Origin of the sequence: Enterococcus sp. DIV1368d, from assembly GCF_050542975.1 — a bacterium.
GTDB classification, from domain to species: domain Bacteria; phylum Bacillota; class Bacilli; order Lactobacillales; family Enterococcaceae; genus Enterococcus_D; species Enterococcus_D casseliflavus.
Map to the genome: position 1 here is coordinate 2,301,027 of NZ_CP172939.1, position 15,244 is coordinate 2,316,270.

General features: G+C 39.7%; 16 protein-coding genes. 2 read left to right on the forward strand and 14 right to left on the reverse strand.

All coding sequences use genetic code 11. The features are described 5' to 3' along the window. Positions 1–189: 189 nt before the first annotated feature. From IGJ44_RS10660 to IGJ44_RS10690, 7 genes are all read right to left on the reverse strand, one after another. Positions 190–2,226 carry a cation:proton antiporter gene (locus IGJ44_RS10660; protein WP_005229585.1) on the reverse strand — a complete coding sequence of 679 codons (2,037 nt, stop codon included), beginning with the start codon at positions 2,224–2,226 and terminating at the stop codon, positions 190–192. A 3-nt stretch (positions 2,227–2,229) separates the two neighbouring features. Further along, positions 2,230–2,511, reverse strand: coding sequence for a hypothetical protein (locus IGJ44_RS10665; RefSeq protein ID WP_015510017.1), 282 nt, complete (start codon positions 2,509–2,511; stop codon positions 2,230–2,232). A gap of 190 nt (positions 2,512–2,701) precedes the next feature. Further along, complete coding sequence (locus IGJ44_RS10670; protein WP_167827084.1) at positions 2,702–4,822, reverse strand: peptidoglycan D,D-transpeptidase FtsI family protein; 2,121 nt, start codon at positions 4,820–4,822, stop codon at positions 2,702–2,704. 407 nt (positions 4,823–5,229) lie between these two features. Then, complete coding sequence (locus IGJ44_RS10675; protein ID WP_074535133.1) at positions 5,230–6,255, reverse strand: LCP family protein; 1,026 nt, start codon at positions 6,253–6,255, stop codon at positions 5,230–5,232. A gap of 254 nt (positions 6,256–6,509) precedes the next feature. Next, on the reverse strand, positions 6,510–6,710 hold the full coding sequence (locus tag IGJ44_RS10680) for a cold-shock protein (protein ID WP_005229578.1): 201 nt from the start codon (positions 6,708–6,710) through the stop codon (positions 6,510–6,512). A gap of 141 nt (positions 6,711–6,851) precedes the next feature. Next, positions 6,852–7,457, reverse strand: a complete 606-nt coding sequence (locus IGJ44_RS10685) for a superoxide dismutase (RefSeq protein WP_167827085.1) — start codon at positions 7,455–7,457, stop codon at positions 6,852–6,854. A gap of 75 nt (positions 7,458–7,532) precedes the next feature. Continuing rightward, entirely contained in the window at positions 7,533–7,976 is a 444-nt protein-coding gene (locus IGJ44_RS10690) for a GtrA family protein (protein ID WP_167827086.1), read from the reverse strand. Between the two features lie 132 nt (positions 7,977–8,108). Here IGJ44_RS10690 and IGJ44_RS10695 point away from each other — a divergent pair, with 132 nt between their 5' ends. Continuing rightward, a complete protein-coding gene (locus tag IGJ44_RS10695) occupies positions 8,109–8,918 on the forward strand; it encodes a DUF1189 family protein (RefSeq protein ID WP_167827087.1) in 810 nt (269 codons plus the stop codon). A gap of 26 nt (positions 8,919–8,944) precedes the next feature. Beyond that, positions 8,945–9,940 (forward strand): phosphoglycerate dehydrogenase, encoded by a 996-nt coding sequence (locus IGJ44_RS10700; RefSeq protein WP_205821346.1) that lies wholly within the window; start codon positions 8,945–8,947, stop codon positions 9,938–9,940. Positions 9,941–10,004: 64 nt separating this feature from the next. Here IGJ44_RS10700 and IGJ44_RS10705 read toward each other — a convergent pair whose 3' ends face one another. The 7 genes from IGJ44_RS10705 to greA all read right to left on the reverse strand — a co-directional run bounded on the left by IGJ44_RS10705 (position 10,005) and on the right by greA (position 15,130). Then, complete coding sequence (locus tag IGJ44_RS10705; protein ID WP_162985184.1) at positions 10,005–10,949, reverse strand: glycosyltransferase family 2 protein; 945 nt, start codon at positions 10,947–10,949, stop codon at positions 10,005–10,007. Positions 10,950–11,006: 57 nt separating this feature from the next. Further along, positions 11,007–11,306, reverse strand: coding sequence for a HesB/YadR/YfhF family protein (locus tag IGJ44_RS10710; protein WP_005229567.1), 300 nt, complete (start codon positions 11,304–11,306; stop codon positions 11,007–11,009). Positions 11,307–11,317: 11 nt separating this feature from the next. Then, positions 11,318–11,983 (reverse strand): potassium channel family protein, encoded by a 666-nt coding sequence (locus tag IGJ44_RS10715; RefSeq protein ID WP_005229566.1) that lies wholly within the window; start codon positions 11,981–11,983, stop codon positions 11,318–11,320. 86 nt (positions 11,984–12,069) lie between these two features. After that, the gene (locus IGJ44_RS10720) at positions 12,070–12,699 is read right to left on the reverse strand and encodes a response regulator transcription factor (RefSeq protein WP_005236913.1); all 630 of its coding nucleotides are present in this window, start codon (positions 12,697–12,699) and stop codon (positions 12,070–12,072) included. A 3-nt stretch (positions 12,700–12,702) separates the two neighbouring features. Continuing rightward, complete coding sequence (locus IGJ44_RS10725) at positions 12,703–13,770, reverse strand: sensor histidine kinase (protein WP_005229561.1); 1,068 nt, start codon at positions 13,768–13,770, stop codon at positions 12,703–12,705. Continuing rightward, positions 13,767–14,498 carry a cell wall-active antibiotics response protein LiaF gene (liaF, locus tag IGJ44_RS10730; protein WP_010749367.1) on the reverse strand — a complete coding sequence of 244 codons (732 nt, stop codon included), beginning with the start codon at positions 14,496–14,498 and terminating at the stop codon, positions 13,767–13,769. Before liaF ends, IGJ44_RS10725 begins: the two co-directional genes overlap by 4 nt. Positions 14,499–14,650: 152 nt before the next feature. Then, on the reverse strand, positions 14,651–15,130 hold the full coding sequence (greA, locus tag IGJ44_RS10735) for a transcription elongation factor GreA (RefSeq protein ID WP_005229556.1): 480 nt from the start codon (positions 15,128–15,130) through the stop codon (positions 14,651–14,653). Positions 15,131–15,244: the final 114 nt, after the last annotated feature.

Here is a 15,244-nt window from a genome sequence, read left to right on the forward strand (position 1 = left end):
GTTTTTTCTTCGCTCATTGTACCACATTTCATCAGCGGAAACGATGAGAGAAAAAAATCAATTTTTGTAAAAAAAGAATGCCTTCGTCAGTCTACTCCTTCTGATCATCGCTGTTGATCATCTTTTAGGAATAACCTGACGAAGACACTCCATAAAACGTGCCTCAAGTTGTGCGCCTCTTGAGACGTATTATCGGCGAAACATTCGCTGCTTCGGCTGTTCTTCTGCTCGAGACATCGCATACGATTCTAACAGATTGACATTGCGTCGGTATTCATTTGCAGAAATCGTTGAGATTTTTTCCGCCACTTCATATTCATCGATCGTCTTGCGCTCAAGGTAATAGCCCCAAAGGACTTTCTTAACAAAAATCGGGTCTTGCTCGATCATGATCGTTTCAATGAAATTGCTGTGTTCAAATCGTTTGATGCTCATTTCTCGTTGACGAATAAAGAAATTGATCAGCGAGGAATCATAGACATCTTCTAAATTGCTCAAACTATGAAAAATATATTCACTGTTCTTTAAGTAAATTTTTTGTACTTCAGAAATGTCTCGTTGCTTCAAGGCAGCTTTTAGCTGCTGCTGTCGCTGTAAAAACAAGCGAGGATGAATCAAAATACGGATAAATCGCTGAATAAAGAAGAGCCAAAAACTAAAGAATGAGAGAATTTGTTTTGCGAGGGAATGCTGTTGCTGAGAAATAAACCGTGAATAAAAACGGTAGCCATTTAAGCTGACTTTCCCATTTCGATAAGCTTCATCCAAGCCGTCTTGTTCGATCGATAGGATCAATCCTTGAATTTCTTGGATTTCTTGTTTTTCTGAATCAGTCAAACTATTGCGATACAACTCCCAGCGCCGATTTTCATAGGAATTGATGACAGCATCGATCGCTAAACGGCCTTTATCCGAGAGTTCTTGCTTTTCTTCTGCTTCCAATTGTTCGATGACGTCTTCTAAGATCAGCAAGTGATTGAAGTCGACGCTTTCGGCAGCTTCCCCATCTGCCAAGTATGGCAAGACCATCACGCTGATGATCAATGTCAGTAAGATCACACAAGCGGTCAAAAACAGAAGCAAGCCTCTTTCATGAAAGGGTGCATCATGCACCATCACAGGCAAAATAAAGATGGCTGCCAAACTGACTGTTCCCTTGACTCCGCCAAAAGTCAACAAGGCGACTTGATTCATTGATACTTGTTTTTTTGACTGTAAAAACCAATAGTAAAACAACAAAAAGAGAAAACGAACAAGGAAGATCACCGCCGTGATCACCAAAATCGTAATCACTAGATGCCAGTTTGCATAATTATTGCTCTCCCAGATTGGTGAAAATACTTGTGACAACTCGATTCCTAGAAAAAGAAACACCAATGCATTCAATGTAAAGACAATGGTCGACCAAGTACTTTCTGAAATGTTCGCCAGCTCTGCATCAAACAATGAGATCCGGCGTTTTCTTTGGGCTTGGGCTACACCTGCCACAACTGCTGCGATAATCCCTGAGACGCCAATCATTTCGGCCAGCAAATAGGCAGCAAATGGCAAGAGCAGTTCAATCAATAAGTATACTGTGACATCTTGTGCCGAGATTTTTTCAATAAAGCGCAAAATTCGGCGTTTCAGCCACACGATCAAGTAACCGACAAGCCCGCCGCCGATACTAGAGAATAGGAGCTGGAACCCTGCGTTGGCTGCTGAAAAGCTCCCGGTGGTCAAAGCTACGATAGCAAACTGCAATGCGGTAACCCCTGAAGCATCGTTCAGTAAGCCCTCGCCTTCCAGAATGTGCATAATGTTTTTGGAAATTTTCAAACGTTTTGCTAATGAGGAGACTGCCACTGCATCAGTTGGTCCTAACGCAGCACCAAAAGCGAAACAAGCAGCCAGAGGAATCGTGGGCATCAACCAATGGAGCGTTCCGCCGACAGCAAACAGTGTCATTAAAACGCCGCCAAAAGCCAAAAACAATACGATCTTGCTGTTTTTTAGGATTTCAGGTACATCTGCTCGTTCTCCTTCACGAAACAGCAATGGTCCAATGATCATTACTAAAAACATTTCCGGTTCAAAAGCGATTTCCTGTCCCATTTCTGTTAAACCTAGTAAAATCCCTAAGATGATTTGAATAAAAAAGATCGGTACCGAGGGTAATATTTTGCTCGCCACATTTGATAACGTGACGAGAATTGCAATGATAATGACGAGTTCAATAAATTCCATCCATTACCCTCTTTTCTTTCGAATAGCTAATAACAGCTCAAGAAAATCTTCTTTTTTCAAAAGGATCTTATCGTTTAGAAGACCTAACTCCTTTTCGTTATTTTCAATTTCGCATTGGACACGCCGTGATTCCAAGCGGTAAAGATCGTGTTTCATTCGCTCAAATTTACGAAAAAGCAATGGATTTTTCCGTTGCAAGTACTCACGAATCTCTTTTTTTTCAGCTGGTGTAAATTGTCCCAACTGTTTCATCAGTTCTTGTTTGCTTAAACATTCCTTGTTCATGATTGTGCTTTGGGCCCCTTTTATTATCAGTTTATCTTTTTATTTATCGTATAAATCAAAATTATCTCTTGACCGCTAGTATTCTAAGCCAATCATTCAAAAATAGCAAGTCTTTCTCACTAAAAGGTGGTTTTCTATCAGTTTTCTTATAAAACAAAAAAACCGCAGTCTTCACTGCGATTTTTTATGCTTATTTCATATATAAGTCGTAGTAAGCATCCATGATTTCTTTGGCAATTTGAATATTTGGATGCGTATCGGTATCCCCTTTTAATTGAGGCATCACGATCGCAATCGCAATATCCGCATCACTGCTTGGTCCGTAGGCAACGATGTTTAAGTTAACTAAGCTGATGGTATTGCCATTACTATCCACGATGGGTGTTTCGGCAGTACCTGTTTTGGCAGAGACTTCCATTTTCGCAGAAGCCAAGCCTTTGGCAGTTGCCCAAGCATCCGTTCCATGAACCGCATCGTAAAAGCCATTTTGGATAATTTGCATTTGCGCATCTGATAAACCAACCTCGTTCAATACCGTTGGTTCGATGTCCTCAATCAGCGAACCTAGTCCGCCTGTTTCATCATTGTCGTAGATTCCGTCAACGATGTGAGGCTGCAATCTTTTGCCACCATTAGCAACAGTTGCTGCATATTGTGCCAGTTGCAGTGTCGTATAAGTATCAAACTGGCCGAATGCTAAGTCGAGGATCTTTCCGCCATCACTGACAGGGTCCATGTTCTCAATGGATGTGCTGATACCAGTTGCTTCTCCTGGTAAATCGATCCCTGTTTCAGTTCCCATACCAAAAGAGGCAAAAGAGGCACGGAGTTTTTCGTAGACATCCCCTTGACGATCCACTGTTGGAATCGAGATGCCTGACTGATAATTGATGCCCATCAAACGTAAAGCGACTTGCATCATATAGGAGTTAGAAGAAACTTCTAACGACTGCTCTGCAGAAAGATTGCGATTATTTGCCCCAGTTGGGTTGAAAATAGAGGCTTTTACATCGGAGCCGATTCTGATTGGTTGATCCAGCAGCACTTCGTTGCCGTTTAAGACGCCATTTTCCCAACCGGCAGCCAAGGTTCCTGCTTTGACGACGGACCCTGGTACAAAGGAATTAATAAAGGTACCAATGGCATTTTCCTGCATTTCATTTGATCCCGTGTCATGATGATACCCGGACATGGAAAGGACACCGCCGGTTTTCGGATTTAACGCCACTGCGTATACCCCTGGGGAATACTCTGCAGCACCAGAATCAATCAGTTTTTGAAAATTGTCTTGCAAAATCTTGTCAACTTTCGCTTGAAATTCAGCATCGAGTGTTAGAACCAGATTATCCCCCTTTGCGCCTGCAAAGGTTTCTTTTTGACTTTCAATATTGTTGTTGTTGTCAAGCGATATTTCAGAGATGGATTTTGTTCCTTGTAAAACTTCTTCATATTGCTGTTCTAAATAACTACGTCCAACGCGATCATTACGTGCGTAACCTTTTTCTAAGAATTCGTCTAGAACTTCTTCAGGTATTCCTTGTTCTTCACTAGTCACCGTTCCGATCAAACTAGCCAGAGAACTTCCTTCAACGATCTTTCGTGTCCAATCGGTCCCGGTGGAGATTCCTGGTAAATCGACCATGTTTTCAGCAACAACTGCCAATTCTTGGTCAGACACATCCGACGTCTTAATAAAGACCGTACTCAAGGATTGTGCGCTGTTCATCCGCTTGAAAATCGTGGCTGCTTCTAATTCGGCATCGGAAAAATTGATTTCTTCTTCAGTCACTTTCTCAACGGTTGCCGCATATTGTTCAGAAGTACCTAAAGAACGCTCTTCATCACTCAATCGTTCAGTTGCTTTTTCAAGATTGTCTTCATCTGCCAACCAAAAGTCCTTAAGATCTCGATCAGACAAGTTTTTCTCGACTGGCATTTCTATCAACTCGCTCAATTTTTTGGCCGTTTCTAAAAGATCTTGAGCGGTCATTTTGTTTCCACGGGTAAAAGTGATTGCTGCATTGGCTTGATTTTCCACTAAAGCTTTCCCAGAAGCATCGTAAATCATCCCCCGAGGGGCACTTCCTTTTACTTCCACTACAGATGAAGCTTTCAATTGCTGCTCAATATTGTCGCCATTGACGATCTGTAGATAGCCTAATTGAACGATCAAGGACACAAACAAAGCAAAAATAATAAAAAACAAAAAGTTCAATCGAAATGGAACATGAGATTTGCGATACGATTTAGCCTTTGGTTCTTCTGGCCCCTTGCGTATCCCTTGGACAACTTTATCTTTCAAATTCTTCATCTCATCTATCCTTCCAATCTATAATGACTACTGTCCTATTTTACCAAAAAATTCGATTCGAAACAGAAAAAACAAAAAATATCCATTAATCCTTAGAAAAAACTATAAAAACTCAACGATATCTGGCTGAATGTTTCACAGATAGATTGTTTCATTTTCACTCTTTCATGAAAAAATTGTTTTTTTAAGCTTTCTTGTGTTTTTTCATTTGTTGATCTCGTGAAACAAGATATACATTTCAGTTTTTGTGGAAAACTAGATCGATTGAAGCGATGGGATCTTTCATATAAACGAAAAATCGACACACAAGCAGTTGCCCATGTATCGATTCCGCTATCCTATCAAACAGTTGAAGGAGATGTGTAAAGCGACACACCCTCAAATGATCGAAAGACAGCTATATGGTTTTATTCACTCGCATCCTCACCATCGGAAAACACTGCACTGTCATCATAGAACTGATAGTTCACATAGCCTTGCGTATGTTCATCTCCTTGTGAAAGCTGATTGTTTGGAGGGAGGGCCAGTTGTTCTCTGAGTGTATTTTGCATGTGTAAGAGCTGATTGACCCCTAAAAGCTGATAGTAGACATCATTCAACATTTGCCCTTCCCCTTGCAGCTGCTCTTGATGAATCGTCGTAAAAGCCGGTAAATAGTTTTTTCCGATATCCAGCATATCGTCCCATGTCAGATCCGTCTTTGAATTTTTCTCAACTGCTTTTAATATTTTCTGATAATTATTGACTCCATCCAAACTCATTATTTTTTTTAGAATTTTTGTTACGACCTCACGTTGTCTTTTCTGCCGACCAATATCTCCTTCTGGGTCTTCTTTACGCATGCGTGCATAAGCTAGACCAGTTTTCCCATTTAAAGTGATTTTTCCTTTTGGAACATGAACCCCCTCTAGCGTAAAGTCGATATCATTCGTTACTTTGATCCCACCAACTGCATCAATCAAATCTCTCAGGCCTTGCATGTTGATTGTCACATAATGATCAATCGGTATATCCAAAAGATTTTCCACAGAATCCATTGCCATGGCTTCTCCGCCAAAAGCATATGCGTGATTTAACTTATCTAGCGTTCCATACCCGACGATTTGAGTAAATATATCCCTATCCAAGCTAACAATCGTAGATTGCTTTTTTTCTGGATTTACTGTAACAACCATCATGCTGTCTGAACGGCCTTGTTCGGTCCTTCCTAAAGCTCCGGTATCAATTCCTAGTAACAAGATGGAAAAAGGTTCTCTTTTTTCAATGTTGACAGTTTCTGAACGCCTTTTTGTTTTTCGATCTACTGGTTTAGAAATATGTTCAAAAGTTGAACTTGTATCTTTATAAACTTGCAAGCCGTACACAGTTAATCCGATAATTCCCAGGACTAAAATCCCTAATGTTCCTATTACTATTCTTTGATATTTTCGCATCTTGCACCTCGTCCGATAAAAATAACAATCGACTAAATTTTCGCATAATTTATATCATACAGCAATCTCATTTGTTATAAAACTTTTGTTTTAATAAAAATGTAATGTAAATGAAACAAAACGAAAGTATCCCTCACTTGAAGGAAAGAAATAATTTTCTCATTCTTTTCCTTCATGGTTTTGCCAGAAACTAGCTAGGACGAAAAAAACCTTGCTTAGCTGCAAGGTTTTCAGTCGATTCTGTAATTAAGTAATTAGACTTTGGTTACTTCCGCTGCCTGCGGTCCGCGGGCACCTTCAACGATCGTAAATTCAACTTCTTGTCCTTCTTCAAGCGATTTAAAACCATCTCCTTGAATGGCAGAGAAGTGAACAAATACATCATCGCCACCGTCAACTGTAATAAAACCAAACCCTTTTTCGTTGTTGAACCATTTTACTTTCCCATGTTCCATAGTGTGTAAAGCCTCCAATAATTATAATCCGACGATTCCGTCGATTTCATTATAGCGGAATATGTAAGCGTTAGCAATAACGAAATTTCTTTCCATCAACAAAAAAGAAGCCCTTAGACAGGCTTCTTCCTAATAGTTTGATTAAGCTTTTGCGAAATATTCGTTCACTTTATCCCAGTTAACAACACTCCAGAAAGCATTGATGTACTCTGGACGAACATTTTTATATTTTAAGTAATACGCATGTTCCCAAACATCTAAACCTAAAACAGGTGTTTGACCATCCATCAATGGTGAATCTTGATTTGCGGTTGAAGTGATAGCTAGTTTACCGTCTTTAACGACTAACCATGCCCAACCTGAACCAAATCGTCCAGTTGCAGCAGTTTTGAATTCTTCTTTAAAGTCTTCAAAGCTACCGAAAGCTTCGTCAATTGCCTCTTTGATGGCTCCAGTAGGTTCGCCACCAGCATTTGGGCCTAAGATTTCCCAGAAGAACGTGTGGTTGGCATGGCCACCACCATTGTTACGAACTGCTGTTTGAATATCTTCTGGTACAGAAGAAAAGTCAGCTAATAATTCTTCAACTGTTTTTTCACCTAATTCAGGATGTTTTTCAATCGCTGCGTTTAAGTTTGTTACATAAGTGTTGTGGTGTTTATCATGATGCAAATGCATCGTTTCTTCATCAATATATGGTTCCAATGCATCGTATGCGTAAGGTAAATCTGGTAATGTGTAAGTCATAAAAAAATCCTCCTCAATGATAATGTTTACATAAGTAACATTATCAGACTATCAGACTTTGTTCAAAAAATATGCTTACTTTTTCTCACTTTTTTTCGTATTGAAAATCAAAAATTTACTAAACACATAATTTGCCAAAACAACAACGACTTGGGTGACCAGCTTGGCAACAAGATCGCCGGTAGCTAAAACTGAGATAAAGAAATACATACAGAGCATGTCCAAGCCTAATGATAAAACGCGAAAAAAAATGAACTTTCCAAATGCCGCCCAAGACTCTTGCTTCGTTTTTGTTTTTGCTTCAAAGACCCATAACTTATTTGTAAAGTAAGCGAATAAAACAGAAGCGATCCAAGAAATCACATTCGCTGTCTGATAATAAAAACCAAACCCTTCACAAAAGATAAGATAGACGACAATATTGACTACAGTGGTCAAACCACCAAAAAATAAATACGTGAGTGGCTCCCACAGTTTTTTTTGTTGTAAGATTTGTTTGTATTCAATAAACTTTTGCATATATATGCCTACTTTCATTGCTTTATTTACTTATTCAATAGATATTTGGCTCTTTTTTTGTGAATTCCTTGTAATCCTAAGAACCCTTCGTTACAATTACTCTAGTTATACCACAAAGGAGTTTATCAGCAAATGACTATCGTCCAACTATTTAAAATTGCTTTTTTTCGAATACCAGAACTAAAATTCGTCAAAAAAGCAGAGTTTTCCAAAGTGATCGTTTTTCTATTAGGTGCAGCCGTGATGATGGCTTTGCCAATTACCATCAATGTCTTAGGCGTCTTTCGTGATGTGCAAGCAGATGGACAAAAAATCGGAGAAACAATTCCTGATTTCACGATCGAAAATGGACAGCTTTCTGCCGCTCCAAATACGCTAGGATTCATCTATCAAACCGATTCGATCATCTTTACTTTTGATCCTGATGGCAATCGTACACCAGCGGATATTGCATCTGATGTTACCGGCTCGGTGATCGCAGTAGGTTTGTTAAAAGATCAGCTGGTCATTCGTATCCCTTCTTCTGGTTTCTCAACGTCTATGTTCGATTCAAACCAATTAGAGTTTGATTATAGTGAACCAGCACTGCGTAATCTTAACGGTCAGGCGATTCGAGAAACCTTATCCAACCAAGCGATCCCATGGCTGATAAAAATCATTGTCTTTTTTGTCGCCTTATATCCCACGTTTGTCAGCTTACTGATCACCTTAATCATGGGAACCTTTATTGCAACGATCTATACGAAATTGAAGCTATTCTCTTATACCTTTTTCGAAAATTTAAAGATTCTCATTGTCAGTGCTGCATTGCCTACACTCATTAGTGTTATTGTACAACTAGCGCTGCCTTCCTTTGATGCTACCACCTTTATTTTGTTTGGTTCCCTATTCTTATTTACACAAGGTGTCAAAGATTCACCAAAAATACAATTAAAAAAATGATCTATGCCATGTTCAATTCATTGAACATGGCTTTTTTCTCATTCTTTGCTACACTTAAGATACAAGGAGGCTTGGCAATGAAAAAAATAATCTTAGCCACTCGCAACTTTCGCGACACTTATGTGGAACAAATGGAAAAAGACTATCAATTTCTCGTGTACTCAAAGGACCAAGCAATTGATTGGTCACAAGTGGAAATCACTATCGGTTGGAAGCCAGCATGGAACGAACACCTGTTAACCGAAAAAACAAATTTGAAATGGGTCCAAGCGATTTCGGCTGGTGTGGACACCTTGCCATTAAAAGAGTTTGCAAAATACGACATTCTCTTATCAAATGGCAGTGGCATCCACGCAGAATCGATTACAGACCATTTATTGGCTTTGCTCTTTATGGAAAACCGCGGGATTTTCCAAGCAATCCAACAACAAAGAAAACAGCAATGGGCACCGGATACGATTCCTTATGCAAAGCTATCTGATCAAGAGATTTTGATCGTTGGTACGGGACAAATCGGTCAAAAATTAGCCCAAGCTTTAACCTTTTTTGGTGTACATCCGATTGGCATTAATACAAGCGGCCATGAGGTGACAGGTTTTGAAAAAACGTTTGCGTTATCTGACTTACACACTTGCGCAAAAACCGCCGATTGCATCATCAATATTCTTCCCCTGACAGAAGAAACCACACATTTGTATGAGGAAGCCTTTTTTGCACAAATGAAGCCTTCCGCTTCATTTTATAATGTCGGTCGCGGTCCTAGCGTGGATACTGCCGCATTAACAAAGGCATTAGAGAAAAAGCAGCTGGCATTTTCCGCACTAGATGTTTGTGAAGAGGAACCTCTACCAGAAAATGATCCGCTATGGCATACCGAAAACCTGCTGATTACTCCCCATATCTCAGGACACACGCCCCATTTTCAAAAGGCATTTATGGATATTTTCTTAGCGAATTTCCAACAATTTTTAACGAAACAAGAACTTGTAAAAAATGAGATAAACTTGAATAAGGGATACTAACAAATTCTTTCCACAAAAAAAGTGTACAGTTGAAGGCAGCCCCTTCAGATTGTACACTTTTATTTTATCGTAGTTTTTCTTGGTCTTTTTCGGTTTCTTTCAAGAAGTACAAAGGTCTATTTTTAGTCTCTAAGAAAATTTTTCCAATATACTTGCCGATGATCCCTAAACAAAGCAATTGCAAACCACCAACAAATAAGAAGATACTGACCATTGAAGGCCACCCTGATGTCGGATCTCCAAAAATAAAGGTTCTTATCACAATAAAGATCAAAGCAATCAGAGAACCAAAACAGGAAAGCGCACCAATAAACGAGGCGATATTCAAAGGTGTATCTGAAAAATTGACGATGCCATCGATCGAATATTGGAATAGCTTCCAGAATGACCAGGACGTCTCACCCGCTACTCTTTCTCGATTCTCATAGGCGATGTATTCTGTATCAAACCCAACCCAGCTAAAGATCCCTTTTGAAAAGCGATTGTACTCTGACAGCTGTAAAACTGCATCAACCATATTGCGGCGCATCAAGCGAAAATCTCGCGCACCGTTTACCATTTCAGTATCGGCAATTTTGTTGATGATGTTATAGAACGAGTTCGAAAAAAAACTGCGAATCTTTGGTTCACCTTTTCTATCGGCACGTCTCGTCCCCACACAGTCAAGCTCTGGTTTACTTCTTAGCAAAGCAAACATTTCAGGTAGTAATGACGGCGGATCTTGTAAATCTGCATCCATTACAGTGACAAAATCGCCTCTAGCAGCTTGTAGCCCCGCATAAAGAGCAGCTTCTTTGCCAAAGTTTCTCGAAAAAGATAGATAGCGAACACTTTTAGGGTGGGCGTGATACAAGTCTCTTAAAACAGACAGAGTTTGATCTGAAGACCCGTCATTAACAAAAATATATTCAAAAGGCATATTTAAGTGTTTCTTCACTTTTTCTGTTTCTTCAAAGAAAATCGGCAAGCTTGCCTCTTCATTAAAACAAGGTACAACAATTGATAGCATCGGTTTCATCTCCTAGAGCCAATCGTGGGAAATCGGTCAGCTGGGACCGAATCCACATTATTTTTTATCTTCGCTAAAATCATATTTCGGTTCATCTAACGTTTCATCATAGTCCACAGTTAGATCATAGCCTTTGAAAAACCATTCGTCTGCTTCATCAATAAAAAAAAGCAAGCCATCAATGGTTTGTTCGACGATCGGACGTTCTGGTTTATCCACTGACATTCCCACGGAAAATCCGTCATGCACTTGTGTTTTGCCATAAATTTTTCCGAAAAAACGAATCCCGCTTCCTTGGTCTACCACCAATTCTTTTTTAAACCATTGCATTGCTTCAGGACTTATTGTTAAGTTCATTTTCTTCACTCCTAATCATTCATATGTTCATCAAGTATATCTACATCATCTGTATTACCGATCACGAGTAAATTGTCATTTTCACGCACGATCGCCTCTGCATCAGGCGAAACGATCACTTGTCCTGGTCCCCGACGAATCGCAACGACTGTCAAACCATACTTTTGTCGAAAATTCAGCTCAATCAGGGATTTATTGAAAAAGCGTGGATTGGACACACGAATTTCTGCTAGAGAAAATTCATCAGATAGTTCAATATAATCTAAAATATTTTTGGAAACTAGATTATGGGCGATGCGAATCCCCATGTCACGTTCGGGATGGACGACACGGTCTGCGCCGAGTTTTTCCAGTACACGGGCATGGTATTCGTTTTGGGCTTTCGCTAAGATATTAGGAACACCCATTTCTTTAACCATCAGTGTGACCAATATACTGGCTTGAATATCCTCACCGATCGCAACAATGACATGGTCAAAGTTACGGATCCCCAGTGAACGTAACGTCATCTCATCTTGTGCGTTACCAACCACCGCATGGGTGGCGATATTCATGTATTCATTGACACGATCTTCATTGCTATCGATCGCCAGTACTTCTTGCCCAGATTCAATCAACGTACGACAAATACTGCCACCAAAACGCCCCAGACCGATTATTGCATAATTTTGCTTCACCACAAACGCTCCTTTTTTGCCAGATCATAATTTAGTATAACAAAAACCTCCTCTGCTTGCCATGAGGAGGTATGATTATTAAGACTTTATTTTATCAAACCATGTTTAAAAGCATATATCGTAGCTTGTGTACGATCTTCTACTTCTAATTTTGATAAGATATTTGACACATGTGTCTTCACTGTTTTCAGCGTAATGAAGAGTGAATCCGCAATCTCTTGGTTGCTCTTTCCTTCGGCGATCAACAGTAACACTTCTTGTTCCCGATTGGTCAAATCTTCATGTAGGATCGGTGTCCGATTCGTCAAACGATCCATCATTTTCGTGGTGACTTCGGGTTCTAAGACCCGCTCTCCTCGCTGGGTTGCACGAATGGCTTCCGCAATCTCATGAGCAGTAGACGTCTTTAACAGGTAACCTGCCGCACCCGCTTCAATAGCAGGATAGACTTTTTCGTCATCAATAAAACTAGTGACAATAATGATTTTTGCTTCGGGCCAATCATTTAAAATCAATTTCGTAGATTCGATCCCATCCATTTCATCCATCACCAAATCCATCAAAATCACATCTGGACGTAATTCCAATGCCTTTTCATACCCGACTCGACCATTTTCCGCTTCCCCAATTACTTCTATATCGTCTTGAATCGATAGATAAGAAGAGACCCCCAGACGAACCATTTCATGGTCATCAACTAACAACACTTTAATCATACCTTATGCCTCCTTCAACAGTGGAACTTTAATTTCAATACTGGTTCCTTGATTTTTAAAACTAATAATTTTCAACGTTCCGCCAACGGCACTTACCCGTTCTCGGATATTCATCAAGCCATAACTGCCAGCCTTTTGATCTTGTGGATCAAAGCCAACACCGTCATCGATCACCCGCAATAACACGTTATTATCAATACGATGCAAGTAAACTTCCAACTCATTGGCCTTGGCGTGACGCAGTGTATTAGATAAGAGTTCTTGGATCACACGAAAAAGTTGATCTTCAATCGAACTAGGCATCGTAAAGTCTTCAATATCCCAAGTCAATAGAATTTTGATTTTGGTCTCTAATTCTTTTAACAATTGCTCGATTCCTTGCTTTAGACTCTTCCCTTCCAAAGTAACAGGTCGTAGATGAAGCAAGAGCGCCCGCATTTCAGATTGCGAAGCATTGATAATGTCTGTGACCATAGCTAACTGTTTCTTTTGGCTTTCTGGCGCATCTGTTCGAATCGCTTGCTCATTAAGTGCAGACATCATCATCATGGCGGCAAACAGCTGTTGAGAAACAGAGTCGTGCAATTCACGAGCCAGACGCTGCCTTTCTGCTTCTAAAATCTCTTCTTTTGTCTGACCATCAACAAACTGCGGTTTCGCATTCAATTGCTGTAATTCCATCGACATCTGTTTCATCTTCGATTGGATACTGGCAATATCACGATCCACATTCGCAATCAAATGGTTTTCAGACGCATGGGGGATTTTTGTTTCCAATAAAGGGCTATCGATATAGCCGCTGGCTAACAGTCTTAACTTTTCTTCCACCGGACCGTATTGACGGTTGCGAAAAAAAGAAATCAGTAAAAAGACAGCTAAAGCAATCAATGCAGATATTACAAGTAAGTGAAAGACGATTGGGATAAAGAAGAGCTTGATTTGAAAGACTTCTATCAGCCAATTATTTTTCCCACTGGCATATAAATAGGAAAACAGCATCAAAATCATGGTGAAAAAACTTGCTAATCCTGCATAAAAAGCAATCATGCCTCTTGAAAATTTCCCGATCATACCCGAATCACCTCAACATCACCAACAAGGGTATTCGTCAAGATTTTCAAACGCCGACTATTTTCGCCATAATCCGGGCTGTAGATCGTCACTTTTTCATTTTTCAAGCTCGTTTCTTCGCCTTCAAAAATAACGGAGCCAATAAAAGTACTGTGCTCTAATTTGATCGCTATACCAGCAGGCACTAAAATACGAGTTCTGCCAAAGCCTTTTCGTACGATCACGACGTTTTCTTTCTTAGGCAATAAAGTGTTGCCTAAATCGATAAAAGTGTCCCCCGTCAAGATATCTAAATTGATATCGTCCCATTCATAGACTTGACTGCCGATCCGTTCATTACCTAACCATTGCTGCTTTTGTTTCAGTGGATGATCAGCTTTGGGTTCTTCAGTTTCAACGATAATCATTTGTTTTTTGCGCCAGAATGAATTTTTAGTTAAGTCGATTCCGGTAATCTCGACTCCTTTTAAACCAATAAATAAAATCGCAAAAATCAGCATCAGCCACAGTGCTGGACTATTTAACAAACTGATCAAAATAGCAATGGAACTTGAGACCATCAAGAAATTTTTAAAATTGCTCTTGCGCTCACTTCGGTTCACAAGGACCAAGCACGTCACACCAAGTATTAATAAAAATAATAATGGCGGATTAGATAAAATTTGCCATACCGCAAAAAGCAGTAAGAGCGCTTCAACAATAAAGAAAAAACGCCAAGGACTTTTCATTCAAGCTCCTCCTCCTAGTAATTCTACTCTATCATACCTGAAAAAAATGGTTTGTCCATCCGTCGCTGGTCCGAAAAAAGACCCTGTTTGATCAAATTCCCTAAAGGAGAATGAACAACAGGGTCAACTAGATTGATCGAGTGATCAAGCAATTAGCTTTTCTTTACTTCTGTGATTCTTACTTGCATATCTCCGCCTGGCGTTGAGATCGTCACTTCATCATTGACTTTTTTCCCAATCAAGGCACGAGCGATTGGTGAATCATTGGAAATTTTACCAGAAAATGGATCTGCTTCAGCACTACCGACGATCATGTACTCTTCTTCGTCACCATCAGGCAACTCAACAAAAATAACTGTTTTTCCGATGGAAACTTCATCAGAGTCTACACCCTCATTATCAATGATCTCTGCAAAACGAATCATATTTTCTAAAGTAGTGATTCGGCCTTCGACAAACGCTTGTTCATCTTTAGCAGACTCATACTCTGAGTTTTCGGATAAATCGCCAAAACTGCGGGCTACCTTGATACGTTCAATGATTTCGCCGCGTTTTACCGTTTTCAATTCTTCTAATTCTTGTTCTAGCTTTTCTTTTCCTTCAAGTGTCATTGGGTAAACTTTTTCTACCATAGTTCTTTTCTCCTTTTAGTAACTTCTAATAAATCGCAAAAGGTAATCTTTTGCGATGAGTCCACAAAAGATTACCATGCTTTTTTTTAAATGTAAACTATAAACCTATGAAAA

Coding starts and splice junctions, on each gene's coding strand:
- liaF (WP_010749367.1), bottom strand. CDS start 14,498: ATGAAAAGTCCTTGGCGTTTTTTCTTTATTGTTGAAGCGCTCTTACTG.
- IGJ44_RS10660 (WP_005229585.1), bottom strand. CDS start 2,226: ATGGAATTTATTGAACTCGTCATTATCATTGCAATTCTCGTCACGTTA.
- IGJ44_RS10700 (WP_205821346.1), top strand. CDS start 8,945: ATGGCTTTTTTCTCATTCTTTGCTACACTTAAGATACAAGGAGGCTTG.
- IGJ44_RS10675 (WP_074535133.1), bottom strand. CDS start 6,255: ATGCGAAAATATCAAAGAATAGTAATAGGAACATTAGGGATTTTAGTC.
- IGJ44_RS10665 (WP_015510017.1), bottom strand. CDS start 2,511: ATGAACAAGGAATGTTTAAGCAAACAAGAACTGATGAAACAGTTGGGA.
- IGJ44_RS10720 (WP_005236913.1), bottom strand. CDS start 12,699: ATGATTAAAGTGTTGTTAGTTGATGACCATGAAATGGTTCGTCTGGGG.
- IGJ44_RS10690 (WP_167827086.1), bottom strand. CDS start 7,976: ATGCAAAAGTTTATTGAATACAAACAAATCTTACAACAAAAAAAACTG.
- IGJ44_RS10705 (WP_162985184.1), bottom strand. CDS start 10,949: ATGCTATCAATTGTTGTACCTTGTTTTAATGAAGAGGCAAGCTTGCCG.
- IGJ44_RS10680 (WP_005229578.1), bottom strand. CDS start 6,710: ATGGAACATGGGAAAGTAAAATGGTTCAACAACGAAAAAGGGTTTGGT.
- IGJ44_RS10725 (WP_005229561.1), bottom strand. CDS start 13,770: ATGATCGGGAAATTTTCAAGAGGCATGATTGCTTTTTATGCAGGATTA.
- IGJ44_RS10695 (WP_167827087.1), top strand. CDS start 8,109: ATGACTATCGTCCAACTATTTAAAATTGCTTTTTTTCGAATACCAGAA.
- IGJ44_RS10670 (WP_167827084.1), bottom strand. CDS start 4,822: ATGAAGAATTTGAAAGATAAAGTTGTCCAAGGGATACGCAAGGGGCCA.
- IGJ44_RS10710 (WP_005229567.1), bottom strand. CDS start 11,306: ATGAACTTAACAATAAGTCCTGAAGCAATGCAATGGTTTAAAAAAGAA.
- greA (WP_005229556.1), bottom strand. CDS start 15,130: ATGGTAGAAAAAGTTTACCCAATGACACTTGAAGGAAAAGAAAAGCTA.
- IGJ44_RS10685 (WP_167827085.1), bottom strand. CDS start 7,457: ATGACTTACACATTACCAGATTTACCTTACGCATACGATGCATTGGAA.